At 45.0% G+C, this 21413-nt stretch carries 20 protein-coding genes; 4 read left to right on the top strand and 16 right to left on the bottom strand.

The genetic code is table 11. The annotated features are described in order from the left end of the window. From PAHA3_RS08365 to PAHA3_RS08345, 5 genes are all read right to left on the bottom strand, one after another. Entirely contained in the window at positions 1 to 741 is a 741-nt protein-coding gene (locus PAHA3_RS08365) for a LytR/AlgR family response regulator transcription factor (protein ID WP_062834318.1), read from the bottom strand. Positions 742 to 971: 230 nt separating this feature from the next. Continuing rightward, complete coding sequence (locus PAHA3_RS08360; protein WP_062836021.1) at positions 972 to 3791, bottom strand: glycoside hydrolase family 2 TIM barrel-domain containing protein; 2820 nt, start codon at positions 3789 to 3791, stop codon at positions 972 to 974. A 187-nt stretch (positions 3792 to 3978) separates the two neighbouring features. Beyond that, on the bottom strand, positions 3979 to 4773 hold the full coding sequence (locus PAHA3_RS08355; protein ID WP_062834317.1) for an SDR family NAD(P)-dependent oxidoreductase: 795 nt from the start codon (positions 4771 to 4773) through the stop codon (positions 3979 to 3981). 130 nt (positions 4774 to 4903) lie between these two features. Further along, the gene (locus tag PAHA3_RS08350) at positions 4904 to 5902 is read right to left on the bottom strand and encodes an AraC family transcriptional regulator (protein ID WP_062834316.1); all 999 of its coding nucleotides are present in this window, start codon (positions 5900 to 5902) and stop codon (positions 4904 to 4906) included. Beyond that, a complete protein-coding gene (locus PAHA3_RS08345) occupies positions 5883 to 6464 on the bottom strand; it encodes a TetR/AcrR family transcriptional regulator (RefSeq protein WP_062834315.1) in 582 nt (193 codons plus the stop codon). The genes PAHA3_RS08350 and PAHA3_RS08345 overlap by 20 nt, the downstream gene beginning before the upstream one ends. Before the next feature lie 203 nt (positions 6465 to 6667). Between PAHA3_RS08345 and PAHA3_RS08340 the strand changes: the two genes are divergently transcribed. After that, positions 6668 to 7720 (top strand): ketopantoate reductase family protein, encoded by a 1053-nt coding sequence (locus PAHA3_RS08340; protein ID WP_062834314.1) that lies wholly within the window; start codon positions 6668 to 6670, stop codon positions 7718 to 7720. Between the two features lie 144 nt (positions 7721 to 7864). Here the strand turns inward: PAHA3_RS08340 and PAHA3_RS08335 are convergent, their stop codons facing one another. Both PAHA3_RS08335 and PAHA3_RS08330 read right to left on the bottom strand, forming a co-directional pair. Then, positions 7865 to 8446 (bottom strand): esterase/lipase family protein, encoded by a 582-nt coding sequence (locus tag PAHA3_RS08335; RefSeq protein WP_254847849.1) that lies wholly within the window; start codon positions 8444 to 8446, stop codon positions 7865 to 7867. A 175-nt stretch (positions 8447 to 8621) separates the two neighbouring features. Continuing rightward, complete coding sequence (locus PAHA3_RS08330; protein ID WP_062834312.1) at positions 8622 to 8930, bottom strand: hypothetical protein; 309 nt, start codon at positions 8928 to 8930, stop codon at positions 8622 to 8624. A gap of 167 nt (positions 8931 to 9097) precedes the next feature. On the opposite strand from PAHA3_RS08330, the gene PAHA3_RS08325 reads away from it, so the two are divergent. Both PAHA3_RS08325 and PAHA3_RS08320 read left to right on the top strand, forming a co-directional pair. Continuing rightward, on the top strand, positions 9098 to 10333 hold the full coding sequence (locus PAHA3_RS08325) for a GAF domain-containing sensor histidine kinase (RefSeq protein WP_062834311.1): 1236 nt from the start codon (positions 9098 to 9100) through the stop codon (positions 10331 to 10333). 42 nt (positions 10334 to 10375) lie between these two features. After that, complete coding sequence (locus PAHA3_RS08320) at positions 10376 to 10801, top strand: hypothetical protein (RefSeq protein ID WP_062834310.1); 426 nt, start codon at positions 10376 to 10378, stop codon at positions 10799 to 10801. 79 nt (positions 10802 to 10880) lie between these two features. On the opposite strand, the gene PAHA3_RS08315 is transcribed toward PAHA3_RS08320, so the two are convergent. Both PAHA3_RS08315 and PAHA3_RS08310 read right to left on the bottom strand, forming a co-directional pair. Next, positions 10881 to 12113 (bottom strand): sialidase family protein, encoded by a 1233-nt coding sequence (locus PAHA3_RS08315; RefSeq protein WP_062834309.1) that lies wholly within the window; start codon positions 12111 to 12113, stop codon positions 10881 to 10883. 18 nt (positions 12114 to 12131) lie between these two features. After that, positions 12132 to 12500 (bottom strand): hypothetical protein, encoded by a 369-nt coding sequence (locus tag PAHA3_RS08310; protein ID WP_062834308.1) that lies wholly within the window; start codon positions 12498 to 12500, stop codon positions 12132 to 12134. Between the two features lie 182 nt (positions 12501 to 12682). Between PAHA3_RS08310 and PAHA3_RS08305 the strand changes: the two genes are divergently transcribed. Beyond that, positions 12683 to 13957: a stalk domain-containing protein gene (locus PAHA3_RS08305; RefSeq protein WP_062834307.1), complete on the top strand. Its 1275-nt coding sequence runs from the start codon at positions 12683 to 12685 to the stop codon at positions 13955 to 13957. 95 nt (positions 13958 to 14052) lie between these two features. Here PAHA3_RS08305 and PAHA3_RS08300 read toward each other — a convergent pair whose 3' ends face one another. The 7 genes from PAHA3_RS08300 to PAHA3_RS08270 all read right to left on the bottom strand — a co-directional run bounded on the left by PAHA3_RS08300 (position 14053) and on the right by PAHA3_RS08270 (position 21392). Next, on the bottom strand, positions 14053 to 14271 hold the full coding sequence (locus tag PAHA3_RS08300; RefSeq protein WP_062834306.1) for a hypothetical protein: 219 nt from the start codon (positions 14269 to 14271) through the stop codon (positions 14053 to 14055). A 44-nt stretch (positions 14272 to 14315) separates the two neighbouring features. Next, positions 14316 to 15491 (bottom strand): Ger(x)C family spore germination protein, encoded by a 1176-nt coding sequence (locus tag PAHA3_RS08295; protein ID WP_062834305.1) that lies wholly within the window; start codon positions 15489 to 15491, stop codon positions 14316 to 14318. A 15-nt stretch (positions 15492 to 15506) separates the two neighbouring features. Next, positions 15507 to 16667 (bottom strand): GerAB/ArcD/ProY family transporter, encoded by a 1161-nt coding sequence (locus tag PAHA3_RS08290; RefSeq protein WP_082762745.1) that lies wholly within the window; start codon positions 16665 to 16667, stop codon positions 15507 to 15509. A 6-nt stretch (positions 16668 to 16673) separates the two neighbouring features. Further along, positions 16674 to 18083: a spore germination protein gene (locus PAHA3_RS08285; protein ID WP_062834303.1), complete on the bottom strand. Its 1410-nt coding sequence runs from the start codon at positions 18081 to 18083 to the stop codon at positions 16674 to 16676. A 159-nt stretch (positions 18084 to 18242) separates the two neighbouring features. Beyond that, entirely contained in the window at positions 18243 to 19124 is an 882-nt protein-coding gene (locus PAHA3_RS08280) for a carbohydrate ABC transporter permease (protein WP_082762744.1), read from the bottom strand. A gap of 14 nt (positions 19125 to 19138) precedes the next feature. Next, the gene (locus PAHA3_RS08275; RefSeq protein ID WP_062834302.1) at positions 19139 to 20029 is read right to left on the bottom strand and encodes a carbohydrate ABC transporter permease; all 891 of its coding nucleotides are present in this window, start codon (positions 20027 to 20029) and stop codon (positions 19139 to 19141) included. Positions 20030 to 20126: 97 nt separating this feature from the next. Beyond that, positions 20127 to 21392: an ABC transporter substrate-binding protein gene (locus PAHA3_RS08270; RefSeq protein ID WP_062834301.1), complete on the bottom strand. Its 1266-nt coding sequence runs from the start codon at positions 21390 to 21392 to the stop codon at positions 20127 to 20129. Positions 21393 to 21413: the final 21 nt, after the last annotated feature.

Below are 21413 nucleotides of genomic sequence, written 5' to 3'. Positions count from 1 at the left end.
TCATTGAATCCTCATGATCATGTATTTGGTATAGGCATCCTTGACTTCCTTGACCTTGGATCGGCCTATGGGCAGTTCCGTTCCATTCAACATGACGACTTGGGTACCGGAAAACTTCTGAACATGCATCAAGTTAATGATAATTGAGCGATGAATCTGCAAAAAACCATGGTCTTTCAACCCTGATGCGTAACTCGATATAACACCTTTAGTCTCATGCACATTTTCCTCGGTCACAAACTTCAATTTGTTCTTGATCGTTAAACTTTTGACGACCTCAATCCAGAAAATATCATCATATTTCAGCAACAATTCATCATAGTCTGATTTGATCAGTACATACTTTTTGTCCAGTGCCTGAAAATATTGACACAGCTTAATCATCTTTTCCTCGAAAACTTGCGGCTGGATTGGTTTAATCAGATATTGAAAGGTGATGACATCAAAGCTCTCCACCATATATTCCGGGTAACTGGTCAGAAACATAATCTGTACATCCAGAAACTTCATGTTCCTAATCTCTTTAGCGGTCTGAATCCCGTTCATTCCGCCCATCTCCACATCCAAGATGAGAATATTGAATGTATCCCCAACCTCTCTGTAGTGTGAGAGCAGTTGTTCACCAGATGTGAATAGGCTAATTTGAAAATCAAAATTGGTTTTTAAAGACAAGGAGACCAGCATGGATTTCACACGTTCTCGTTGCTGCTCCTCATCATCACAGATTGCAATATTGAACATGGGGGACATCCGCCTTTCATCGACATCGACTCTGAATTTCACTCTCGAATATACTATTTTAACACAGGTTTCGGAGTCGAATTGGGCTGAAATGCATTATACTGACCCTAAAGTGCAAGAGAAAGAAACAAATGCCAAAGACCCCTCCATTCGTGGAAGGGTCTATAAGGGCATATTTCTAAGAATAACGTTGTGAAAATAAGGAACACGCTGCCTCTTCTCTACTATCCTTAGTTCAACAACTGGCGAAGCTCATCGACTTCCAGACAGGTAGCTGGTTGGTACGCCGGACTCTGCACATAACGCTGGAAGCTGTATAACAACTGTCTTCCCTCCAGCGTAGCCATTAGACTCTCCAGATTCAGCGCCCCCATAAGCACTCTACCATTCCGCACCCGGCATTCCATCAACAATCCGAGCTTATGGTTTCGTTCAAAATTATCAATGGTCTGCACGATCGGTTGCAAGTCTTTATTCAGCTCATCCAGAATGATGGATGACGACTCGGATACGATGCTCCACCACGGATAGGTCGAGTACTCCTCTGTGACAAAATGTTCGAAGGCCGGATGGTCCTGTTGAATCAACAAGCCCATTGTACCCACAGGAACTTCTCTCTTCATATTCTCCGATATCGAACGGAACATGGGGTAAGACCAGAAATCGGTGCTGTAGAAACCTTCAATCGCGTGTTGAATCTGATTGGGATTCGGGAAAAGTAAAATATCCTCGCCCTGCTCAAGCAGCGCTAGCGCTTGGTCCGATAATTCGGTAAAGAGATTCAAACCGCTCAGGTCCACTTCCTGCTGACTCGGGTAGATCCACAGGTCGTAAGACTTACGGATATCCGTGCCCGGGATGGATAGTCTAAGCTCCACTTTGGTCATATCGGAGACTTCAGGAATGCGAATGCTGAGATCTGTGATATTCACATAATGTTCTCCATGAGTCGCTGGCAGGTCTGCTTTCCCTTCCAATTGGATGCTTCCTTCGTTCTGCTCGCTTTGAAGTTCCCACTTCAATTGAAGTCCATCTAACACTTGTCTCCGATAGTAACTTAGTTCAATGCGTGCTTCGAACAATTCACCCGCTTGATAATTATATTTGGGGAATCTCGCCAGCAGCACAGCATCGGAACAAAACGTTCTCCACTCCTCAGGAGTAACCATGCCTTTGGAATCCATGAATGCGTCCAGTACACCCACCAGCGCTGTTCCCTGACCACTGAAATCCTGGAGATCCAGCAGCTGGAACCCGGCAAGTTGCTGCGAACGAAAAGCAGCTTCCAGCTCTTCCTTGTAACATGCAACCGCGAGCTTACCAGAGGCTCTGAAGTAGGCTTCCGCCAGATGTCCCAGTCCTTTGGCTTCCAGACGCTCTCGAAACACTTCGAAGTTTTTCGCTTTGAGAGAACCCGTATATTTGCTAATCTCATCGAAATTAGGAAACGTGGCGTACTGTCCAATTTCATGCGAGATGATCGGTACGTGTGAGACAAGTTGGTCACTGCCAGCTTCGGCCTGCACCGTTTTGGAGCCTGTCCCATACTGAATCTGAATCTCTTTGTTCGCCGTTTGCCCAGAAGGATCAGCATCGCTGCCTTGCGTCGGCACAATGTTCGAATCGTAATCTTTCAACGTATTGGGCAAGTCGGTCTGCACGTGACCAAGCGGAGCATCACACATCGCATACGAGCCTCTGAACAGACGCTCTTTGGAGAAACGAACCCCGCAGAAAAATTCACTTTCCTCCAGAATGTCCGGTACAAACTGAAAGTTATTGGAACCTTCCGTGTATAGATGACGAGGATCATATGCTTTGTATGCCTTCAGGATCGAATTCAAACTGTCTTTGCTTCCCCATAGTTCATTCCCCATGGACATCATGACAAACGAAGGATGATTACCAAAAGCACGTAGCATTGCAAATCCTTCGCTAATCAAGTAATCCTGCTCTGCTTGATTATGCCCATCTGATGATTCATCGGTGATGGTTCCCCAGAACGGAAGCTCAGGTTCCATGTAGATGCCGAGCAGATCCGCTGCAATAAAAGCAGCCTCCGGAGGACAACAGGTATGGAAACGGTAGTGATTGATACCGTAGGACTTGGAGATAGCGAGAATGCGAACCCATTCATCCACATCGGTTGGCGCGTATCCCGTGAGCGGAAAGATCAGCCCGTCATGTTTGCCTCGAAGAAACGTTTTGCGACCATTAATGGTGAATTTGTCTCCGGCAGCCCGGAATTCCCGTAATCCTGTCCATACTTCGGTGGAATCCAGCACTTCGCCATCTTGATCTTGCAGTTGAATGTGAAGTTGGTACAGATTAGGTTCATCATCACTCCATAACATCGCATCTTCACCAATCGTGTACGTCAGCTGGATCTCCTGCGAATCCGGAGCGAAAATCTGTTCCTCTGTCCTAAACACCGGATCTGCACTGACAGCAACAGCTGATACCACGATTCGCACTCCTTGCAAGTCACCGATAAGTGCTGCTTTAATGTCGAAAGATCGAGTCGCCAGAACAGGGTAAACTTGAACATTATCCAGGAAAACACGCTCGAAAAATTGAAGCTCCAACTTCCCGGTGATGCCGTTCCAATTCGTCTGTGTGTCTTCGGATGTAAGGTGACCGCCTTTGGTTGGATAATCGGTATTGTCCACTCGAATCGTAATTGTATGTGATCCAGCGGATAGCCCTGCCCCGATCTCGTAACGGTGAGGTGTGTTCAAACTGTTTTGCGTTCCCCATTCCACCCCATCGATCCAGACTGTGGTTACTCGAGTTCGTTCCAAATGTAAGAAACACCGTTTGCCAGCCAAGTGTTCGGGAATTTCAATCTCTCGTGTAAACCATGCATAACCCTCAAATAAATACTCATCCGTTAGCGCACCGATTAACACCTTCTCGTTTTTCTTGCCCTTGGCCGCATGCGATGTGGTATTGGGCAATGTAATGACGTCTGAGAAATTCAGACCGCTTTCCACCTTATTTTCATCGAGTTGGAGTTTCCAGATACCTTCCAGATTTATTGCAGCTATCATGATAATGTCCCCTTTTAGATTCAAATAATCGATATAAGTAATCGCTTCCAAGATAGAGAAACCGTTTTCGAAAATCATACCTGTATTATAAACTCGATTGATGCTCCTCGCATAGATCATTTACAAATAAAAAAGTCGCCAATACTGGCGACTTCTTATCGTTACATATGCTATATCTTGAACAAATTTAAAATATGGTTGGAACCATGCCCCCGTCCATACGAATGGGAGAGCCTCTAAAAGCTGAAGCATACGGACTACATACAAAAGCTGCGAGTCTGCCGATTTCACTTGGCTTGATGAATCGCTGCAATTCAGACTGAGGCAGATTGCTCTTCATAAAATCTTTCTCTTTTTCCTCGAAAGTCAGCGCCTCATCAGGGTATATGCTTTCAATAATATCACGCACATTCTCAGACAGTGTTGGCCCTGGCATGATCGTATTAATCGTAACTTCAGTTCCTGCTGTCAGTTTGGACAGACTTTTGGATAATGACAGCAACATTGACTTGGTCATACAATATTGGCGCATCTGGCCTGAGGGCATAAGAGCTTCCTCACTCGCGATAAAAATAATACGTCCGTCATTGTTCTTCACCATTTTAGGTAAATAAAATTGAGACAAGCCATTGGCAGCCAATACATTGGTACGGAAATATTTTTCCCATACTTCGTCGTTCACGTCTTCATAACTCATGATCTCATATATGCCCATGCTATTCACTAAAATATCAACCTCAGGGAACTTCTCGAATAAAGCTTGTCTTTGCTCCAGATCCACAAGATCAGCCGTAGCCTTTTGTGGAGAGGTCTCCGGAAAAGTGGACTTGATTTCACGAACGGTTCGTTCCACCTCTTCATCATTGCGTCCATTAATTAGAACATGAACACCTTCTCGGGCGAGCTCTAAAGCAATTGCTTTACCGATTCCTTTTGTTGATCCTGTAACTAATGCTGTTTTCTCTTTTAGTCCCATATCCATCCTGCATTTCTCCTTCTTGATTACAACTATCCGGCAGGTGCTTCTTGAAACTTGCCAACAGCTTCATGCACCGGATAGGTATAATATTACGCAGTCTGAAGGGACTAGTAACTAGCACTTTGCGCCAGTATTAATGCCTGACACGCCAATTTGAAGGTGTATCCCCTTCCCAATTTCGGAACGCACGATAGAACGAATTCTGGTCTTCATATCCAACCAGGAATGCCACTTCTTTGATATCGAGCGAAGGATCTGCAAGGTACTCTCGGGCCTGCTCACGTCTGGCCTCGGTTAATAATTGCTTGAAGTTTGTGTTCTCCTCTGTCAGTCGCCGCTGCAAAGTACGATCACTCATGCGAAGCTCTTTGGCGACCGTCTGAATGTCAGGGCGCTTTCCAGTGAGGCTGCGTTTTATAATCCATTTGACCACTTCAATAATGGATCGACTGCTCTCCTGTTCGTCCAGCGACCGTTCCAGTGCCGGGGTCAGAATCTCCAGTAACTCCTCGTTATACGAAAGAAATGAAAGACTCAGATCTTTCAGCCCTAGCGTCACCCGATTATAGTTGGAATGGGTATGGACTCCACAGCCGAAGTAAGCTTCGAGTATGGCTACGTCACCCATTGGTTGCGAGAATTCAACCCTTTTTGCAGTCAATGGCTGTCCTGTGCCCCTCCGTCCAAGTTCGATCAAGAATGCCAGCGTAATACCCACCAGCAATGGCGGACCTGGTTGCTCCTTATGTAACCATTCGAGTTCAATGATACATTCTTCCCCTACTTCGTTCATCTGCAAGCTCTCGGGAGGGCACATTTGCTTGTAACGGACCATTCGATTCAACGCATCCCGATAATCACGAGCATGGTACATCGCCAGAACAGGCGGAGGATACTTCGATATTTCATATCCAGTTGCAAGTTTGATGATGCCTTCGGCAGTGTCCCCAATGAGATCTGAATAGGCCTGCCAGATTGCAAAGTACTGAGCTTGGGTCACTACAGGTTGATTGATTACCTCTAGAGGCAGTTGTGCAGTGCGAGCTACGTCGTCAGCACCAATCCCTAATTGATGTAATCCTGCCCAAAAGCCTGGATGAACTTTAATTCGATCATTCAATTGTATCTTCATGCTTACGATCTCCTTTAGCCATATTCTGATGACCCAAAGAAGAAATGAGACGAGCAATCGTTTGCGGGCTGTCCTCGCTATTGGATTCCAGCCATTGATTGATGATGCCTAAGGAACCATGAACCATGTAAGTGAGCGTATAGTCCATTGTAAATGTCTTCTGGCTGCCCGCGTCTTCTCCATTTTTTAGCAGAAAGTCTTCCAGTAGAACTTGTGATAAAAAGTTATTTTCTCCACTCTCCGAAATCAGGATTTGATAGATCGTTTTCTTATCCTGAATGATGTTCAGCAGATTAATCATCGATTGCTCTGTTGTGCAGGGACTTGTCCCCTGTCCTAACGTTTCCATGATTTCTTGCGTAAATTCCATCTGCAAGGCTTCAAACAATTCATAAGGATCTTTGTAGTGCAAATAAAACGTCCCCCGATTGATATCCGCCTGCTTACATATTTCAGTTACCGTTATTTGAGGTAATTTTTTGCTCTCTAACAGCTCTAGAAAGACCTCTTTAATAAGCTCCATCGTATATTTAGTTCTTCTATTATTTTTGATTCCAACCATGAGCTAACCCCTCTTATTATCATCTTCTCAACAAACATAAGCCGAACTGTTGAATTCATAACACTATCACATCTATTGATTATTGTGATTGCAGAGATGAGTAGATTATACTGACATTGCGATATCAAATCAACACATGTTCATTTAATAACAAGGATTCAAACGCATAATTCGATTTCAACCATATAAGAGGAGCAATCAATATGACAACTATCTCAAAACAACCTAAAGTTTTAATAGTCGGCGCAGGAGCTGTTGGATTTTCAGTGGGTTACCACCTTCACTTAGCTGGTGCTGATCTGACTTTTCTAGTGCGAAAGGGACGAATAGAAGCTTTCCATGCTCCTCAGAAACTCTATTGTTATGACGATGCTTCTCTGAAAGATTTTAGCGGCTATCATGTCATTGAAGATGTAGCAGCTATCAAGCGTCAGCAATATCAATATATTATTGTCACCTTGGATGGTCATGCGAGTCGCACACCAGAAGGTATCGAACTGCTGTCCAAGATAGGTAATGTTGTGCTGAACTCCACAACCACTGTCATTATGTGCGGGTTTGGGAGTGGAATCCGTGAACATTATCTGGAGGTGATGCAGATTCGAGAGGATCAGTTACTAAGAGGAATACTGGGTACGCTGAGTCATCAATCCTCGGCTGATTTACCTGTCCACGAGCCCACCGATCCCAAACAGGTTGCTCAAGCCATTGTCTGTTACAAACACCCGACGAACAACGTCGGTTTCCAGGTAGAATCCAATAACAAAGCAGCAGCTAAACAATTTATCGCGCTGTATAATCAATCTAAAGTCTCGCGCTGTGGTCGAGTAAGCCCGGCCATGTTCAATATTTACTCCAGTATCGGTTTTCCTGTATATGCTGCTTGTGATATTTTGGGCTGGCCTCCCTTCTCGACTGTTATTGCCAATACAGAACTTTGGCAGCTCGCTTGCCGTGCCCAAGGTGAGATAGCAGCCTTGCCTAGTCATGGTCTTGTCGGCAAAATGATGGGTGTTGTGATGGGCGCACGCATGACGGCAAAAATACAACTTAACATGGAACGGGATATGCTGCCTCTCGATTATCAAGCCTTCAATCGTTTCCATCATGGTGGGAAGGTACGCACTCAAGATGTGGAATCTTTGCGGAATTCAATAATTGAAGGCCAACGCCAAGGCCGTCCCATGAAGGCATTGAAGGAATTACTGCAACGTGTAGTTGAACATGAAGCAGCGAGCGCATCTACACGACGTTAAAATAAATAGAAGAGGTCCTTGCTCTCCAGCAGGGACCTCTTCTTTGTTTCACTCCGCAATACGAAAACACGACTGCCCTGAGTGGTCAGTCGTGTTCAAGTTCATCATTTTATATCTATGAAGAATATGCATTTTGTAATGAGGCTACTCATTTAAAGCCGTTTTAATCAGGGCGTTCACCCGGGAATTAAACAGCAGACCGATATGAGATACGAGGGAAACGGAAATGTTGTTCGCTCCGCTCAAACGAGAAAGTGTCGGGGAAACAATTGTATCACTGGTAGAATAGATTGAAGTCACCTTTATTCCACTCGGAGCTGTAGTTGTGGTCAATCGATTAGCCCCGCCAAGGGTTATCAACTTATCCACTTTAGAAGCGCCTCCACGGTTAAGTATGTAATACAGACTATTGGCTCCGCCCATGCTATGCGCTACAATATTGACTTTCGTGTGACCTGTTTCCCGTAGTACATCATCTACGAATCGACTGATTGCTGCGGAATTCAACAGCTGGTTTCCTTGTTTGCTCGGGAGGTCAATAGCGAATAGTTCCTCTCTCGTCCACCCTTGGCTACGCAAATAACTCTCAATCGCTGTAAAATTGCTATCTGAACCGGTTAATCCATGTACCAATACAATGGGTGTACGTGCTGTAGCTGCAGAAGCCTTTGAACTTGAGCCTATTCCAGGTATCGATAAGGTAAGGATCATACTCATGAATACCATAAGTATTAATTTAGTCTTTTTCACTTCATTCACTCTCCTGTAAAATGATTTATATTCCATATATTACAAGCTGACATATGGAATATAAATGAACCTTTAGCCTCATTTTTACAGGATTATCCAAGGAAAACTACGTTATCATGTTTGAAATTTGAACTCTAGTTCTCTAATTCTTTTATCCTTCAACGATATCTGCGTGCAGATCTGTTGCAATTTCAATCATTTTGGGTACAATAGCTTCGTTAGAGATAGCTACATATAGATCTCCCATGTACAAACGAAAAGCTATTTGTGCTCCTTCAAGGTCCCACATAAAAAAGTCACCATCAATGGACATGGTGCTCTCCGCTCCGACAATGTTAAGAACCGTTGAATAGGTAAAATCGGGTTTGGATGCGAAGTAGAGTTTACACTCTTCCAGGGAGATGGATTGTTCCACATTGCTTTCTTGCATGGATCGGGTAATTCGAAAACGCTGATTCATTGATCTGCCTCCAACATTTTATTAATACATACATGTTCCACAGCATTACATTTTCTCATTTTCGTCTTTCACTGTCAAAACCATGCATGCTCTATTCTATGAATTCATATATACTGGTACATACAAGTGCACAACGAATTTCTACAATCAGGAGGAGTCAAATCAAGATGTTGAAAACAGAATTCATTGATGTACTGTCCATTGTCTCACATAAATTATATGATTCGGCTGCTAATGTTATGGATACAGCGAGCAGGTTAATTCCTGCAAATACGTTTTGTATCGCCCAGTTGGATCACCTATCGACCAAAGTTCTGAACGTATATAATCGCGACAAACTAATTCTGGGTGAGGGGCTAGTCGTTGACAACGCCGAGTCATACTGTGCGCTTGTGACCGAACATAGTCAGGGCCCATTGGTGATAAATAATAATCTGACTCATCCATTAACCAGACATATGGACGCTACCGAATTCGTAGGCGGTTGTTCATTTGTCGGTGTACCCATACATAATGAAAACGGAGAAATTTACGGCTCCCTCTGCTCATTTGATCAGGATTTCTATTCCTATCAACAAAAGGACGTGGATCTGCTTCTCTCCTTGTCTTCATTTTTCACGGGTCTTCTTGAGATGGAAACGACGCTGCAACAGTTAAAACATGCGGAAGAAACGGCTGCAAGAGTGCTTGAAGAGAAGAAAAATCTGCTTGCCGTCCTTAGTCACGAAATCCGCACGCCGATGAATGGTGTTCTTGCAATGGCCAATCTGTTGCAGTCTACCCGACTAAATGAGGATCAATCGTTATATGTTAATGTCATCGAGTCAAGCGGCGCAAGCCTTCTATCGATGATGGATCAAATTCTGGACTACTCCAAAGCGGAAGCGGGTGCGATTTCGTTGGAAATCAATCCCTATAGTGTCACTGACACAGTTGAGCACGTACTACAGTTGTTTTCCTCTGAAGCACAAAAAAAAGGAATCCGATTATACGCAGAATACAATATAAATGATCATCTGGTGCTTATAGGTGATCGTCATAAAGTCCGTCAGATTCTAATTAATCTCGTTGGCAATGCGCTGAAATTCACAGAGAAAGGTGAAGTATGTATCTCTACTCAGGTAGCTGCTGATCCAGAAGGTACACTCCATGCATCTTACGAGATAATCGATACGGGCATCGGCATCCCCCAGGATCGCCAGGATCTGTTATTCAAATCGTACTCCCAGATTCATGGTAACTCAGGAAAATATGGAGGAGCGGGGCTAGGCCTGTCCATCTGTAAACAACTCGCTGAATTGATGGGTGGCGTGGTATGGCTCAAAGAGACGAGTGACTTGGGCAGTCGGTTTGCCTTTAATATTTCCAGTGCTGCACCAACGTCCATGCAAATCTCTGAATGAGGAATATATTATTCTATCTGAAACAGATAGGAGGTATATACGTTGACCCAATTTCTGGATGCTCGATCATCGCAAAATGCTGCGTTGTTTAATTCCATTTCCATACCGATCCCAGTGATTAACACGCCTCAGTTATTCGCCCAGATTGGTCTGCAAACGGCTGGAGCGGGAACCAATCTGAGAGTCTCTCTAAAAGGAACCATAACGGTACGATTACCGCTTGCTCTATTTCAAGTAAGAATTATTATTGTAAGAGGTACAGTTGCAACCGATCCGATCATATACTCCGGAAACTACACCTATGGTCTGAACGGTCTGCTTAACCCTGAAGTGATTGTCTTCTCTGCCAGTGACTTTAACATTCCCATCGTGCCACAATTAACCTACTCCGCATTTATCAGTACCAACTTGCTCGGAACGGTTCGGGTAGGCCCTGAGAGTTTCGATGGATTTGTCGTTTCGGATTAACATGAATACCTCCACCCCCATACTCTTAATCTGTTTGCCATAAAGATTAAGAGTATGGGGGTGTTCCAGTTACACTGAATTAGTTTCCAAAATAAACATCCAGCTTACCCGTGGGCGGCGTTGTAGCCATCCACACCGCTGCCAGATTATCCGGACTGACGGTGGCCGCAGTAATATAATCTCCAATCAGTACTGTGGGCATCGGAGAGTTGCCATTGGGATTAAAGGATGTAGTTGTAATCCGTCGGTTGGTGAAACTGGCACCCCCATTAAAAGATTCCGCAACAAAGACGTCCAGTAGGAACCCGTCAATTCGATTTGTGTAATAAATAACTCGAATCGTGCCCGCAAAAGGTGACACGCTGATCGACGGGAAGAAATTCTGCGTGCCTGGAGGTGCGCCTGTAATACTGACTGGATCTGACCAAAGAAGGCCATCAGGAGATTCGCAGAATAAAATATCGGTATATCCGGCACGTGCATCATTCCAAACGCCATACACAGTCCCACTGTTAGGTCCATTCGATATATCCGCGCCCAAACTTAAGTTAGTCTGTACTCGAAAAGCGTAATTCGGTACAGGCAAGGGCGAAGGTGCAGGTACAACGGATGAGATGAACGTAGCCTGCCGATCTAGAGGGGGTTGATAGGTAATACCCCCATCATACGAAATACGCAATAGCGCGGAAGGACTGGCAGGACCCGTAATGATATATCCCGCGTAGACTTGACCTGAGAATCCAACAGCCAACGCTGCCCGGTCATGAATTCCTCGCGGATTCGACTGTCGGTCAGGTGGTTCCCAGGTTATTCCTTGCGAGAGTGACCTTTGCGTAAATATGGCGGAAGAAGCGGTAGCAAGCGGTGTGTAACCGACATATGCATTGCCTCGATATGGGCTTCCTGGGGAACGATCGACGGCTATGTACGGTTCATCATTATGAACAATGGTACCGAAACCCGCCTGTACAATAACTGGTGGCTGCCACGTTAGTCCATCATCAAATGAGGTATAACTTGCAATGGTTCCATCGTTGATCCCGTTAAACAAGTGAACGGTAACGATGAAGGTATTGGGAAACGTGTAGTCAATTGTTGGTGCTTCTGCCCCTGCATATCCAGCTGGTTGAGGAAGTACAGTGGTCGACCAGGTACTGCCTCCATCAATGGACCTATAGAAGCCAGTCAATGTGGGTCCTGTACTGGTATCCACAGCAACTACACACATGATACTTGGGTTCAACGTATTAACCGCAATCGAGGGTTCAAATTGACTGCCTGCCAAAGCTCCAGTAATATTCACTACTACCATCTGCTCACCTCTTTTCGTTTAAGGGATATTTGTGAAGCGGTCAATCAAAGTCATCTCCGATTGAAGCACACGCTGAATGATCTGGCCTGTAGAATTAACACCGTATACATGAATGACCGTACTTGTGGCACTGAAATAATCACTTTGCACTTCATAGAAAGCCGCATTAATCAGTGGATAGATTAAGCTTCTCGTCGCTTGGGGAAGTAATTCAAAAAGATCATGACCAATGGGTATGCGCGCCGCTTGAGTGGTGTCCCACCTGAAAACTTCCAGCTCAACATTGGCAGGTGCATTGAGGGAATCATTAATGCAAGTTACTATCAGCTGTGTGGATTGGGTCTCACCCGAAGTTGGATTGTAAATAAAGCCCGTAGAGTTTGGCAAAAAGCACACTCCTTCCGCTATGTTTATTGGAGTATATTATGATTCCTGCCATCGGTATGACTAAACATCCAACTCTTATATTGGAACGATATGAAAATTTTGTTATGCTAAATATGCTAGATTACTAGATTTTGTTATAACATGATTCGACTACTTATGTAGAAAGTTGGAGGAATTATACGATGTTCATTAAACGAGCAGGAAAAATTGCTGCGGTTACTGTAATTGCTCTCTCTATCCTTGGAAGCACTCCAAATATCGGTGGAGCCTATGCTGCTCCAGCCATTACCGTTCAATTGGATGATGTTCCCCTGAAGTTTGATGCAGCACCCCGGATTGATAAAGGTGTCACTTACGTTCCCTTTCGGACGGTCGGAGAAGCCCTTGGTATCGATATTACCTGGAACAGCAAATCACAGACTGTAAAAGCGACGAACACTGTGAACGGACAAACGACCGAGGTGCTATTACAAGTTGGCAGCACCACAGCCACCGTAAATGGAAAAAAAGTTACACTCCCTGCAGCACCTGTTCAGCGGGAAGGACGTGTACTCATTCCACTCAGTTCATTCAGTAACCAATTCGGTGTAAGTGCGAGCTGGAATCAGGCAACCAAAACGGTCTCCCTCGTCTCACCACAGCGCGAAATGCATCTGAGAGCCTTCTATGCATTGCAATCCTTTCAAGAAAAGGATCTTATTGCTTCCATGAATTCCGTAGCCTTTGGCTGGAGCCGCATTGATCGTGAAGGTCAGTTTACGCTCCAAGGAGATGAGTACCGCCTCCCTGCTGCTGCGGGTGAGATTACACCGCAGTCCATCGTTGCTGACGCAGCGGATCAGCAGATCCAACCACAGCTCATGGTGTATGCCTTGGATGGAAATGGTGAACTGACCAAAGTTCTGAGTGACAGCAGCCTGCGACAGAAATCGATTGAAGGTATAACTGCTGCGGTAGCTGAGCATGGTTTTGGCGGAGTTGTTCTGGATTTTGAAGGACTGGGGTTTAAACTGGATGCGGTAGAACAACAGAAGTTGCTCAATGCTTATGTGAAACAATTGAAGAGTTCCTTACCCCAAGACACAGCCTTATCTCTGGCGGTACCGCCGCTAAACAGTGCTTATAAAGGATATGATTACAAAACACTTGCCTCTATTGCAGATGATCTTATTATTATGGCCTATCAGTATAATCCGGTTGGCACCAAATCCCAGGTACCCGAACCCAATAGCCTTGTGGACCAAGCCATTCAGCAAGCTCTTCAAGCTGGTGTCCCCAAAAATAAGTTGCTTCTCGGTATCAGTTTAAGCAGTGAAACGCCGTCCTCTGTGGATGATAAACTGGGTCTTGCCAAACGTTATGACCTGAAAGGAGCTGCCTTCTGGCGCCTGGGTCTGTTCCGTTCGTACAATACGAAGATGGAAGATGCCGTGAATGCATCTGTCATCAAAGAATAGACATCTTTGAGTGGATGAATAAATTACATTTCACTTAAAATAAAAGAAGGACCGAATCTCTCTTGTCAGAGACTTGGTCCTTCTTTGCTATCCATTTATTTCATAAGTTTATCCACGCTTCCAAATACAAGCTTCACAATCTGGGTCGGACCGGGCAAACGAGGTTGAAAGAGAAGAATGATTCCAATGACAGCCGCCACAGCAGTAATTCCTGCTGTCACTATTCTGGCTCGCTTCTCTTTGCTACTCCTCCACTCTCCATACACTATTGCAGTCGCCAACATCAGGATTCCAAGGATTGAGCCCAGTTTCATGCAATCACCTCTCTTTCTCAAGCTTGTAACAGGAGCAAATGCTGTTAAGTTTCGTCCTCATTCGGTATCCCCTGTGGTCCGGTTGATTTACCGGTACGCACTACGTGTGCATCCACTTTAACTTCCACGTCCAATTCAGGATAGAGGGTTTCCCAGTTCTTCTCCTGCTTCTTCCATTGCTTCGGATAATATCTGCGGAATTCAACTGCAAATTTGAAGAAATCGGAGCGCAGCTCCTTCTGGGACAGATCTAAAGCATCATGAGCCAGAGATGTGAGCTTGGCAGACCATTCCTGTTCCAGTTTAGTTAACACAGCGGGATCCGTTAGATTGGCATCCGTCGTATTTAACACCACTTCTCCGCTGGTTTGGATATCCACCTTCATGCTCCAATGCTGGTTTACAATTCGTGGCTTCAAGGCCGTTTTAATTTCAATGAGTCGAATCGAGAACGAACCCTCTAACGGCTCAAACTCAACAGGCATGATAATGTTGTTCAGCTCTTTTGCGAGTAGCAATACACCTACGCTCATTGGTTCCTTAACCGTTTTGACATAGCGATCCTTGTTATACAAGCTCAGACCTTTCACATATGGTGTAGTCGTCAGTTTATCCTGATCGGGTTCTGGGGGTAAGACTAACATGCGAGACAAAATGGCGGAAGTGCTTGGTCCTTCAATGGATTTAGCCAGTTCAAGTGCAGTGACACGTGTACCTAGCTTCAGATTGGCCATCTCACGCAATGATTCAGCAGAACTCCGCTCCAGGGGATCAAGTAAAGCCAGGATATCTTTCGCCGCCTTTTCGCTGGAAAAGACATACGCATGCTCCCTGAACTGAGGATAACGCAGGAAGAAATCGATGTACTCGCGAATACCGCGCTTGCCGGCTTGTTCACTAATGATAATGACTTCGCAGTGCCCCCAGAACATATTTCGGGGAACTTTCCGTTGCAGCCGATTCAACGCCTCGGCAATCGTACGCCCCTCCGCTGTTCGAATCAATGTGACACCGCTTGGACTGCCTCCGCTCCCACTGCTATCTCCTCCACCTGCTTTGCGCGGAACAAATATCTGTGAAGTCAATTGTACTTTGCCCTCTTCGTAATCAATCCCCGTAGCCAGCACGATGGCCAAATCGTTAATTTCGATACGATCCCAGCAGCCACTTAACAGCACACAAGACAATATCAGCAGAAGTAGTACTCTGCATATTCGCAAGTGCCCCTCCCCCCATCAATCATTACTCGCTCGATTCTTTCTAACATGTGCCCAACCCTTTTTCAGCCATGCAACACCGTAGATCATAGCCGGAAGGATTAATAAAATGCTGATCGTATACAAGTTGGCTGAAGCGCTAACCAGACTGGAAATGCCAGATCCGCCGGACACAACCCAGTAAGCAAATACCATACACAGGAACGAAAGCGGAAAAACAACGGGCTTGTAGTCCTTCAACCCAAACCATTCCGCTGTGGATGTAGCAAAGATATATAGAAAAACGGAAATTTTAACGAAAATACCGAAAATCCAAACTGCAATAATAAGGGACTCGATATGTTGCAGAAAGTCCGCAATGGTTATGTATCTTGCTGCAATCATGACCGGAAATACGAATGTATCCGTCAAATCACCAATTAAAAACAGGCAAAACAGATTGGTAACCGTCATTGCAGTTGTCGTCAGTACAAGGGAACCCAGCATGACCCGGGTTGTTCGTTTTTTTTGATTCACATAAGGTAACAGAAAAGCCAGCACGATATATTCACTAAACCATGCAGCGGGTGCAGCGGCTCCTGTAATAATGGGAATGGGTCCTTTCTCCATGAAAGGGAACAGCTCGGCAGGATTCAGTTCACCAATTAACAGTATAAAGATCAACGCCAGCAGCACAATCAGCAGGGTAACAAATACCTGAGATGTTCGTCCGACAACTTCGATTCCCAGCCTGACATTAATCGCACATACAACAACCATCGTACCCATCACAACAAACAAAGGTGTACTTGGAAGTGCATTATTGACAATGAACTCACCGTATTCCCGAATAATCAAGCCCGTCAGGTGGGGCAAGAAAGCAATGTATATCAGGCCGAACAACTTGCCTGGAATCCGACCAACGATCGATACACTGGATTGAATAAGCGTTTTTCCAGGGTACATACGATCAAGACCAATGGAGATACCGATCGCAGCCAGTCCAACGAGAGAACCTATAATTGGAGTCATCCACATGTCATGTCCTGCATAGTGCATTGTAATTCCAGGCACTGATAAGATGGCCGTCGCGAGAATGGCGGGAAAGACCATGAATGCCAATTGTGTTTCCGATATTTTTCCTTTGTCCGTCAACATGTGTGATCCCGCTCCCTTGGATGCATTGGTTGCTTGGTGCATATTGGTCTAGTGAGGTTTGTTCCTCGGTGATGGACGCCACCATACATCCTTGAGTTCCTTAGCCATCGTAGGTGCTACCGGTGACAGATAAGGTGTTCCGAATGAACGAAGGCTGCTCAGATGAATGACAACCAAGATGACGCCAAGCATGACACCCGTAAGTCCCAGCGTTCCTGCCAGAATCATCATGGGAAAACGCAGTAGTCGGGTCGCGATGCTGGCAGCATAACGGGGGATCATGAAAGAAGCGATTCCGGTAATCGCGACAATGATAATCATGGGGGCTGACACAATTCCTGCACTAGTCGCCGCCTGGCCGATAATTAAGGCTCCCACGATACTGACGGCTGATCCGACCTGCTTCGGCAATCGGACACCAGCCTCACGCAGTGCTTCAAAGGCAATTTCCATAATGAGCGCTTCAACCAGTGCCGGGAAAGGAATTTCTTCTCTCGCCCGGGCAATACTGAGAAGCAATACAGTAGGAATCATCTCCTGATGAAACGTAGTAATTGCTACATAAGCCGATGGAAGCAGCATGGATAACACATAAAAAATGTATCGCAGCCAGCGTACAAAAACACTCATGAATACATTTTGATAATAATCTTCGGGGGATTGTAACATGGAAAAGATGGTCACTGGCGCAATAAGGGTGAACGGCGTTCCATCAACGAGAATAGCAAACCGACCTTCCAGCAAGTTGGAAGCAACGACATCCGGACGTTCCGTCGCTATCATCTGTGGAAATGGTGAATATCGCTGATCCACAATACCTTCTTCAATGTACTGACTCTCCAGTACGTCTCGAAGCTTCAAATCGTCAAGTCGTACCTCTACTTCCTTCACCAGTTTAGGATCAATAATGCCTTCCATATAGATAAGTGAGACACTCGTGTTCGTGCGATCTCCCATGTTACGTGTATGAATTTTTAATGCAGGTGTTTTGATACGTTTGCGCAGTAGTGACATATTCATCGTCAACGATTCTGTAAATCCATCCCGTGCACCGCGCACAGTCGATTCAGCTAACGGTTCCTCCGTTGAACGATTTGCAGCTTGGTATAGAGGGTAAGCTGTTCCAACTTTTGAACCTTCCAGCAGTAACAGAGCTTCTCCCTCTAATATGGCCTGTACCGCCTGAGTGGTTGTTTCAACATGTTTAACAGATGCCATTGGGACTTGCGCAGCTTCGATCCCCATTTCCTGAAGAGGTGTCAATACCTGTCGTTCAAGCCGCTCTGTATCACATAAACCAACACAATATACACATAAGGCTGAAGTAAGACACGCCGTTTGGAACGTATGAAATACAATGTCCGAGCAACCGGCAAAAACGGAACGCAACATTTCTTGATCAACAGCTAGGTATCCGGTTAACGGCAGCTCCTGTTGTGTTATCGCTGATGTGTCCATGACACCTCTCCTTCCCGTTCATGCTCCGTCCAGATATTCTCAGTTAAAGGTATCCTTTACTTATAAGATGGGATATATACGCAAAATAAAGAACAGCAAAGAGCCGTCCATATGGACGACCCTTATGATACCAAACGCTATTAAAATCTCGATAAATTACTAGCCTTTCACCGCACCCAAGGCAACACTTCCAATAATCTGTTTGGAAAATACAGAGAATACAACAATAATAGGCAAGATTGAGATCGCTACACCCAAATACAAGAGTCCATAATCCATCCCATAGTACCCTTGCACTAGCGCAACCAGTACGGGTAGCGGGTATTTATCCAGAGAGAAAAACAGAACGAGTGGTGTTAGAAAATTATTCCATGAACCGATAAACGTGAATATCCCAAGGGCCGAGATCGCCGGTCCCAGAATGGGCAGTACAATCTGATTGAACGTCCGGAATTCACCTGCACTGTCCACCCGCGCAGATTCAATAATCTCATCCGGGATGCTGCTCTCCATAAACTGTTTGATGAAAAATACGTTAAATGCGTTAGCTGCAGCAGGCAAAATAATTGCAGCATAGCTGTCCAAAAGTCCCAGCATGCTGAATAGTCGATACACGCCAATGAGGGCCAGCTGACCCGGCACCATCATGGTCGCTAACAGAAACAGAAACAACCCGTTCCGCCCTTTGAATTTAAACTTGGCAAAGCCATATGCGGTCAGAGCACCTATATACAGAGATAACACGGTCGATGTTCCGGCAATGAATATGCTGTTGGCAAACCCACGCCAAATGTTAATTTTGGATACCATATTCATATAGTTATCGATCAAAAATGATCCGGGGAGAAAGGTGAACGTTGAAGCAATTGTTGCATTGTTATGTGTAGAATAGATGAGCATCAGATAAAACGGAATAATGCAGAGCACGGCAAGACCTATCAGCAACAGATAGATGATGATTTTGCCTGCCGTCAGACGCCTTGTGTTGGCATAATGCTGAATAGCCGCATTTGGTTGTTCAATTGATTTTGCAGTTTGCATAAGAACTCCCCTCCCTATGAACGGCTCTTCCGCTTGGTCATGATGAAGGATGCAACGGACAATAATATGATGATAATAAATAGACAAAATGCTATTGCAGCCCCGTAACCAAAACGAGTGCTCTGAAATGCTACATTATAGAGATACATAATGCTTGTCATGGCTGCTCGGTCAGGACCGCCATTGCCATTGGTTAGTGTAAAAGGCTGATCGAAAATCTGGATGCCACCAATAATGGATGTGATCATCTGAAAGAGAATAATTGGGCGCAGCATCGGTACGATAATATGGATGAAAATATGTTTCTTTTTCGCGCCATCCATCTGGGCAGCTTCCAGTAACGACGGATCAATACCCTGAAGACCTGCAAGGTAGATGACCATGGAATAACCGAAGTATTGAAAAAACAAGATAGATGACACAATTAACCGCATAAACCAAGGGTCATTTTTCCAATTAATTGGATCTTGAATAATCCCGATCTGCATCAAAAAATGATTCAGTCCCCCGGACTGCCAATCAAAGATCAGGCTGACAAGCAACCCGAGTGATGCAGCCGTTACAATATTGGGGAAAAAGTATACCGCTCTGAAAAAATCCCGCCCTTTGAGCAGTTTATCGTTCAGAATAAAAGCCAGCACAAGTGAGATTGTGAGCTGCGGAACCACTGAAACTCCCCAGATGAATAACGTATTAAACAAGGTTTTGTAGAACAACGGATCTTGTAGTACGGCTACATAGTTACCAATCCCTACAAAGTCAGGTGTCGTGATTCCATCAAAGTTAGTGAAACTGATATAGAGCGAATACAATATGGGATAGAGGCCAAAAATGGTGAAAATAATAAAGAACGGAGCAATGAAGTAGTAGCCGTAATGGTCCTTTCGAATCGTTTTGGCAAACATATTCTGTCCCCCCAGTTATCATCGGATGTGTACAACCATTCGCTTACTTCTAGGGCGTATCTGAAAACTCCGAAAGAGTTTTGAGACACGTCCTAAGCTAATCCACTTCCAGCTCCGGAAATCTCAAGGCGACATCACGTTTGATTCGCTTCACTACTTCATCTTTGTTCTGAATGTCCTGATTGAGATACAACTGAAGTACATTTTTGTAGATATCATTGTTAATCGTTGCATCATATTTGGTGCGCTCATACACAGGAACCCGCTTGGCAGCCTCCGAGAAAAACTCGAAATGCTTCTGTCCCCCCAGATAGGACGATGAGAGTGAAGGCGCAAGTTTATCATTCACAACCATATTGCTCGTAAAATAATCCTGCTCTTTCGCTAACTCGGACAGAAAGTCGTGGTCAAAATTATAGAACTCAATAAACTTCCATGCCAGATCCTTTTTGTCGCTTTTACTGTACATCGATATATAGGTCCCACCCGCGCTAAAGGCTGACGGTCCCGGGGCTAGGCCCCACATGCCTTCGGTATCCGGAGCATTCGCCTTAAACGTATATTGCAAGCCCCAGGTTGCCCCAGGATAGAACATGACCTCTCCTTTTTGCATGGATGCAGCGTAACCGGCACTTCCATCTTCATACTCTGCAAGAACATGCCGCTCACGCGCTTCACGTACCAGATCCAGCACCTCCATATAGGTTGGATCGATGACGAGCTTGCCGTCCTTCACCCAGGGTATACCGTCATATGAGTTCGATATGGCATTCCAGTTCGCCAATGCATGTACTTTATTCCCGCTAAGCTGCTGCACCTTCTCTCCAATCTCGAAGATCTTCTCCCAAGTATCAATCTGTGAACCCACCTTCTCAGGATCATCGGTACCCAGATATTGCTTCGCCAAATCCCGGCGGTAATAGATTCCCCCAGGTGTTCCCTGATAACCGATCGCTCTGACATTTCCCTCACTGTCCTTTTCATTGGCCTGCACAAAAGCATATTGTTCCTGAATAAGCTCATTGGCGTCATAAGGCGAAGCCGATAAATTCTCCAGATATGGAACGTCAATCAGTTCTCGAATGTTGGCATTTTCAATCATAAATACATCTGGAGCTTTGGAGGTCGTCTGGAGCGCAGATTTAAGCTTGGTAATATAGAAGTTGCCGGGAATATTGACAAAATTCACTTTGATGTCTGGATATTTCTGCTCGAATTTCTCAATGGCATACCCAGCTTCATCCGTAAAACTCCACACCGTTATTTCCTGCTGCTTGGTTTGATTGGACGGACTGAGCTGACATCCAGCTAACAACATGAGTACACATACGAATACAATAGTTGGCTTAAACCACTTCTTCATAGGCCCCCTCCTTCTAAAAGG

This window comes from Paenibacillus amylolyticus (assembly GCF_001570725.1).
Taxonomy (GTDB): Bacteria; Bacillota; Bacilli; order Paenibacillales; family Paenibacillaceae; genus Paenibacillus; species Paenibacillus amylolyticus_A.
Note: the sequence above shows the minus strand (reverse complement) of the source record. Positions and strands in the feature narration are given on the sequence as shown.